This is a genomic window from Azospirillum sp. B4, from assembly GCF_000333275.1.
Classification (GTDB): Bacteria; Pseudomonadota; Alphaproteobacteria; order Azospirillales; family Azospirillaceae; genus Nitrospirillum.
Genome location: NZ_BACU01000416.1, coordinates 93,073 through 100,935, shown reverse-complemented (window position 1 = coordinate 100,935; position 7,863 = coordinate 93,073). Strand labels below are relative to the sequence as shown.

General features: G+C 67.3%; 1 protein-coding gene. It reads right to left on the bottom strand.

What is annotated here, in order from left to right:
• The coding region (locus tag I55_RS18615) for an S-layer family protein (protein ID WP_044562075.1) at nt 1-7,722 on the bottom strand (7,722 nt) is incomplete at its 3' end.
• Nucleotides 7,723-7,863: the final 141 nt, after the last annotated feature.

The window sequence follows — 7,863 nt, the reverse complement described above, 5'->3', positions numbered from 1 at the left end:
CGACAGGTTGACGATGTTGCCGCTGATGGTGCCGCTGTTGGAGATCACGCCCAGCGTCGCCGAGGCGCCGTTGTAGACGGCCGTGGCCCCGGCCAGCAGGCCCTGGTTCAGCAGCGTGCCCATGACCCCGCTGTTGCGGATGCCGGTCGCCGACCCGACGATGCTGCCCATCAGCGTGCCGAAGCCGATATTGCCCAGCAGCCCCAGGGTCCCGCTGTTGTCGATGCCGATGGAACCGGAGACCAGGCCCGCGTTCTGGAAGATGGTGACGGAACCGCTATTGCTCACGCCGCTGGTCACGCCCGTCATGGTCCCGGCGTTGCCCAGGCCGAACAGGGTGCCCCGGTTGTCCAAGGCCGCACCCGTGGTGCCAAGGATGGTGCCGTAGCTGGTCAGCGTGCCCAGCGTGCCCTGGTTGAGCACGCCGATGCCGCCCGCCATCACCCCCAGGCTGGTGCCGATCGTCAGCGGCCCGTTCTGGATGCTGGTGAGGCTGCCCACCACGTTGACCGCCGCCGTCGCCCCCAGCAGCGTGCCGGTGTTGAACAGCGTGCCCAGCCGGGCGCCGCCCGCCACATACACCGCGTTGTTGGCCGAGACCGTGCCACTGTTGCTCAGCGTCCCCAGCGTGCCGCCGACATAGTCGTTCAGACCCATGGCATACAGGCTGTTGCCCCCGACGCTGCCGGTTACCTCCAGCCCCACAACGCCGCTGCCATAAGCCAGGCCGGTGTAGCTGGACCCCGTGCCGCCGCTGACCAGCGTTGCCGCCGTGGTTCCCGCCAGGTAGGTGGCGTTGGACACGAGCGTCGCGACCACGGTGCCTCCGGTCATCACCGCGGCACCCGTTACCGACAGTTGGCCACCACCGACGTCAAGCGCGCCCGACGACTGGGCGTAGTTGCCGCTGACGGTCAGGATGGTGCCCAGCCGCAGCGCCGCGCCGCTGTTGACCAGGGTATGGCCCGTCACCACCACCCGGTCGTTCAGCAGCAGGTTGCCCGACACCAGGGTCACGTCCGACCCGGTGTTGGTGAGGGTGCCCAGGCCACTGTAGCCGGTAAGCGTACCCACCTGCGTGCCCGTGCCACCCTGGATGACCAGGGGCGCGGTGCCGGCGTTGGTGACGTTGCCGGCGATGATGCCGCTGTTGACGAGGGTGCCCAGGGTGGCGCCGGTGTCGATGTACAGGGCCTGCGACTGCGCGGTCAGCAGACCGGCGTTGACCAGCGTGCCCAGCCGGCCGCTGGTGTAGAGGCCCAGGCTGGCGCCGCTGATCGTGCCGCTGTTGGACAGCAGGCCGATGGATCCGGTGTTGCTGACGGCCGTGCTGCCGCCAACGATGCGGCCGCTGTTGAGGATGGTGGCGATCGTGCCCTGGTTGGTCAGAGCGAAGTTGGCGCCCAAGGTGCCGGTGTTGTTGAAGGTGCCCAGGACGCCGCCAGTCCCCACCACCACGGCGTTGTTGCCGCCGATGCTGCCAGCGTTGGCCAGGCTGCCCAGGCTGCCGCCGACATAGTCGTTGGTGATGGACAGCAGCAGGTCGACATTGCCGCCCAGGGTGGCGGTGGAGAAGGTGCTCTGCACCGCCGACACGCCGACCAGGGTCACCGCCTGGCCGGTGTAGGCGGAGCCCGCCCCGCCCTGCACCAGGGTATAGGCCTCGCCCGCCAGATAGTTGGAGGTGCTGACCAGGGTGCCGCGCACCATGCCGCCGGTCAGGCTGGCCGTGCTGCTGACCACCAACTGGCCAGTGCCGACGTTGATACCCAGGGTGCCGGTCGCCTGGCGGAAGTTGCCGGCGATGCTGACAACGCCCGGCAGGCTCAGCGTGCCGCCGTTGTTGACCACCGTGTTGGACCCGACACTGAACCCGTCATTCAGCACCAGGCCGCCAGACAGCACAACGTTGCCGCCGGTGTTGCTGATCATGCCCTGATTGGTCAGCGTGCCAGTCAGCGTGCCGTAACGGGTGCCGCTGTCGCCGACGATGGTCAGCGCGCCCGTGCCGCTGTTGATGATGTCGCCGGCGATGACGCCGGTGTTGACCAGGGTGCCCAGCACACCGCCGCTGGCGATGGACACGGCCACACCGTTGCCGCTGCCGATGATGGTGCCGCGCGTGTTGCTGAGCGTGCCGATGATGCCGGCGTCATAGACCGCCGGACCCACCGTGCCCGTCAGCGTGGCCAGCGTGCTGTTGTTGGCGAACGCCCCGAGGCTGCCGGTGGAGGCCACGTACAGCGCCGTCGCCGCCGTCAGGATGGTGGTGTTGTTGGCGCCCGACAGCGTGCCGCCGATGTAGTCGTTGCCCTGGCTCATCACCAGGTTGGTGCCACTGGTGGCGCCAGCGAGGGCCAGGCCCGCGATGCTGCCCGCCGTGACCACCGCCCCAGCGTAGCTGGAGCCCACGCCACCCTGCACCAGCGTGGCCGTGGTGCCGCCCACGAGGTAGTTGCCGCCGGCGCTGAAGCCGCTGGTGCTGACCGTGCCGCCGGTGATGCTGGCCGCACCACTGACCACCAGTTGGCCGCTGGTGCCCAGCGCCAGCGTGCCCGTGGACTGGCTGTAGGCGCCCGTGACGCTGACCACGGTGTTGAGCGCCACCGCCGCGCCGCCGTTGACCAGGGTGCCGGAACCGACGTTGACCGTGTCGTTGAGGACGATGGCGCCCGATGCCAGCGTCACGTTGGCCAAGGTGCTGGTGATGGTGCCGCCGGTGTAGGTGCCGGCGACCGTGCCGCCCGACAGGACAAGCCCGTTGGTCGACAGGTTGACCAGGTTGCCGCTGATGGTGCCGGTGTTGACCACCTGGCCCAGCGTGCCGCCCGACGCCACCTCCACCGCGATGGAGCCGGTGATGGTGCCGCTGTTGGCCAACGTGCCCAGGCTGCCGGTCGAGGCGACGTAAACCGCCCCGGTATTGGCCCCGGTGTAGGTCAGGGCGCCGGTGTTGCTCAGCGTCGCCAGGGTGCCGCCGACATAGTCGTTGCCGATGACCGCCAGCAGGTTATTGCCCGAGACGCTGCCCACCAGGCCCAGGCCGGTGATGCCGCCGCCCGCCACCACCGTGGCGTTGTAGGACGAACCAGCGCCGCCCTGGATCAGGGTGACATTGCTGGAACCGGCCGTGTAGTTGCCGGTGGCGTTGAAGCCGCTGGAGGTGACCGTGCCCACCGTGGCGCTGGCGGCGCCGGAGACCGTCAGCACCGCCCCGTTGGCCAGCGCCAAGGTGGCCGTGGACCCTTGCGCGTAGGTACCGGTGATGGAGATGCCGTTGGCAAGCTGCAGCGAGGCGCCGGCGTTGACCACAGTGCGGCCGGTGGCGGTGATGTCGTCGTTCAGCAGCAGATTGCCGCTGCTGAACACCAGGTCCGCGCCGGTGCTGGTGATCCGGCCCTTGTCGGCGCTGCCAACGCTGCCGCTGGCCCCCGTCAGCACGCCCACCACCGTGCCGCCGCCGCCGGCTATGGTCAGCGCGGTGGCCGCACCGTTGATGATGGAGCCGGCGATGGTGCCGGCGTTGGTCAGCGTGCCGATGGTGCCGCTGCTGCCCACGCGCAGCGCTGTCTGTCCCTGGATGGTCCCGCTGTTGGTCAGGGTGCCGATGGTGCCGAAATTGTCGACGGCCGAACTGCCGCCCAGGATGGTTCCGGTATTGACTAGGCTGACGATGGTGGTGTTGGCGAGGAGGGCGACGCCCTGGTAGTTCACGCCCTGGATCAGGCCGTCATTGATCAGGCTGACGATGGTGCTGTGGGTGCCCCCAGTCAACAGGCCGGTATTGGCGCCCCGGATGACGCCGCTGTTGCTCAGCGTGCCGATCGTGCCCTCGTTGAACAGGGCCGAGCGGGAGGTGGAGGTGATGGTGCCGGCGTTGGCGAATTGGGCGATGCTGCCGCTGGCATAGTTGTCCACGCCATAGACCTGGCCGCTGATGACCGCGCCCACGGTGTTGGACAGCGTGCCGACCACCCCGGCGTTGAACACGCCCGCCAGGCGGGACTGGTTGAAATCGGTGATGCTGCCGGATGCCGCGATGGTGCTGGTGTTGGCCAGCACGCCGATCGTACCGCCCGACAGGTTGGCAATGCCGGCGATGACGTTGAAACCGGTGACGGTGTTGCGGCCGGTGACGGTGACCAGGCCGCTGTTGGTCAGGGTGCCGATGGTGCCGCCGTTGCTCACGCCGGCGATGATGTTGCTGGTGCCGCTGACGATGGTGCCGCTGGCACCGATGGTGCCGCCCGTGGCATTGGTCAGGGTGCCCAGGGTGCCGTAGTTCAGCACGCCATCCGCGATGCGCGCGGCCGTGGCCAGGATGCGGCCGCTGTTGGTCAGGGTGTTGAGCGTACCGTAGTTGGCCACCCCCACCGCGGTGGTCGACCCGCTGGTGATGGAACCGGCGACCAGCCCGGCGTTCAGGATGGTGCCGAGCAGGTTGCTGTTGGCGATGCCGTAGGCGCCGGCGATGGTGCCGGCCGCCTGGTTGTTCACCAGGCCGATGGTGTTGCCGTTATAGATGCCCGAGTTGGGCAGGCTGTCCAGGATCTGGCCACTGTTGTCGATGGTGCCGATGACGCCGTTGTAGTTGGCGACACCCACGCGGCCAGCGATGGTGCCGCTGTTGACGAGCGTGCCGATGGAGGCGCCCAGCGTGCCCGACGAGCCCATGAAGATGCCGTTGCCGAGGTTGGCCTCGCCGTTCAGCACGCCGGTGTTGGTCAGGGTGCCGATGGTGGCGGTGCCCGCCACGTAAAGGGCGGCGCTGGCCTGGCTGTTGGTGCCCAGCACAATGGTGCCGGCCTGGGTGAAGGCGGCGGTGGAGGTGCCGAAGTAATCGTTCTCGACCACGGCCTGCAGGTTGTTGCCCACCTGGGTGCCGATGACGCCCAGGCCACCCACGTTGGACTGGACCACCGGCACGCTCTGGCTGCTGACCAGGGTGTAGCTGGAGGCCGCCCCCGCCTGCACCAAGATCGTGCTATCTCCCGCCACATGGTTGGTGAGGCTGTCGAAGCTGCCGACCTTGATGTAGCCGTCGCTGATGGTGGCCGAACCGCTGACCACAAGGGGGGCGCCCGCCCCAAGGACCAGGGTGCCGTTGGCGCTGTTCTGCAGGTAGTTGCCCGTGACCGTCACGCCCGGCGCCACGCCCAGGGTGCCGCCGGTGTTGTACAGCAGGCCGCTGCCGACGTTGACCTGGTCGGCCAGATAGACCTGGCCGCCCGAAACCACCACGTTGCTGTTGGTGTTGGTGATGGTGCCCAGCGTGCCGCCGGCGCCGGCGAAGGTGCCCCAGGTCGAGATGCCGCCCCGCAGGTTGAGGTCGGCCGCGCCGTTGTTGGCGATGTTGCCCTGGATCGTGCCGCTGTTGGACAGCGTGCCCAGGGTGCCGGTGGTGGCGATGTAGATCAGCGTCTGCACGCTGGGTGAGGACAGGAGGGTACCGGCGCCGACGACGCGCGACGCATAGCTGCTGCCGATATAGTCGTTGAGGACGGTGCCCCACAGGCTGGTGCCCTGGGTGTAGCCGCCCAGGGTCAGGCCGGTGATGCCGCTGTTGTAGGTGATGCTGGTGTAGCTGGACCCCACGCCGCCGGCGATGATGGGCGTGGCGCCGGCGGGTCCCTGCAGCAAGTTCAGCAGGCTGCTGGCGCCGACAACGGAGTAGCTGACGCCGCTGACGATGGCGGCGCCGCTGACCACCAGCTCGCCACCCGTGACGGCCGACAGCTCCAGCAACTGGCCGCCCGTCTGGCTATAGTTGCCGGTGATGGCCATGGGCTGGTTCAGGCGCACGGTGGCACCGTCGGCGACCAGCGTGTGGCCGGTGACGTTGACGCCATCGTTCAGCAGCACGTTGCCGGACACGGTGACATTGCTGGCGGTGTTGGTGATGGTGCCCACCGCCGTGCCGCCGGCGAGGCCGGTGAACGTGCCGAAGGTGCCTGCCGACCCACCCAGCAGGGTCAGGTCGCGGACACTGTTGTTGACGATGTTGCCCTGGATGACGCCGGTGTTGGACACCGCCCCCAGCGTGCCGGTGGAGGCGACGTACACCGCCGAGGCCGCGGTCAGGGTGCCACTGTTGGTGACGGTGCCGTAGGTACCCGCGATATAATAATTCTGGACCATCGCCAGCAGCTCGTTGCCGCTGGTGGTGCCGGTCACGTTGATGCCGGTGCCCGAGGAACTGACCACGCCGGTCAGCGTGCCATAGCCGAGGGTCAGGCCGCCGGCCGCCGAGATCAGGGTGATGGCTTCACCCACCGTGTGGTTGACGGTGGTGGTGAAATTGCTCAGCACCGTGCCGGCGATGCTGGCGGCGCCGCTGATGGACAGCAGGTTGGTACCCAGCGCCAGCGTGCCCAGGGTGGAGGTCTGGGCGAAGTTGCCGGTCAGGCTGATGGTGCCCAGGGTGCCGAAGGTCAGGTTGGCACCGTTGTTGATCAGCGTGTTGGTGCCGAGGTTGATGATGTCGTTAACCCGTAGGTTACCCGACGCCAGCACCACGTTGCTGGTGGTGTTGGTAATGGTGCCGATGGAATTGGAATAGCCCGTCAACGTACCGATGGTGGTCAGCGTGCCGCCACGAATGCTCAGGTCGCTGGCACTGAGGTTGATGATGTCGCCGCGGATGGTGCCGGTGTTGGTCAGGGTGCCCAAGGTGCCGGTGCTGGCGATGTACAGCGCCGTGGGATAAATGGTCGACGTGCCGTTCAGCACGGTGCTGCCGATGCTGATCGAGGCCTGGGCGCCGCCGACATAATCCATCAGCGGGTTGTAATAGATCAGCGTCGTGCCGCTGGCGCCGATGTTGGAGAAATGCGCGCCGGTCGGCGCCTGGACGGACTGGAAGGCGGAGCCGAGGTTGGAGATGCCAGTCGGCGAATAGATCAGGCTGGCGGCCGTGCCGACGATGTAATTGCCCGCACTGCTGAAGGACGGGACGATGGTGCCGGTGATCAGCGTCACGCGGCCCGTCACCGTCAGGCCGCTGGTGGTCAGCGTGTTGGTGGAGAGGGTATTGTAATAGTTGCCGGTGATGGTGGAACCGGCGGCGATGGTCAGGTTGGTGCCCCGGCTGATCAAGGTGCCGCTGCCGACATTGACATTGTCGTTGATCAGCAGGTTGCCGCCGGTGATCACGATATTGCTCAGCGTGTTGATGATCGAGCCCTTGCCCGACACGCCGGTGAAGGTGCCCAGCGTCGCCCCCGAACCGCCGGTGATGCTGAGGTCAACGGCCGAATTGTTCAGGACATTGCCGACGATCAGGCCGCTGTTGGCGATGCCGCCAACGGACCCCGCGGTGCCAATGGAAATGCCGGTGACCGCGCCGCCGATGCTGCCGGTATTGATCAGGGTGCCCAGCGTGCCGCCGCTGATGATTCCACCGATGAAGTTGTTATTGAATAGGGCGGTCAGCGTCTTGCCGCCCTGGATGCTTAAGCCGTCGGAATTGCTGACGGTACCCGTCGAGCTTGCCACCAATGTGCCGTTGTTGATGACGGTGCCCAGTGTGCCGGTCCAGACGAATGACGTGCAGTTCGCCACTGATCCGATGGTGGAGTTGGTGGAGAAGCTGCCGCAGTTGGCGGCCCACGCCGACTTCGGGGCCGCCAGGCCCACGCCAATGGCCACGGCCGATGCCCCCAGCAGGAAGGCCTGCCGCGTCTTCCTGTTGCCATTGCCGCGCGTAACCGTCTGCTTCGCCATGCCACCTGACTCCCAACCAATGGTTTTTACCGCCTTCGGGTTGGGAGACGAGAAGCGCGGCTTTGGGAGTATATCGGAGGACTATGCCCTCACGCCCAAATCCGCTTTTGCCCACCCAACCCTACTGACGTACCGGAAGCC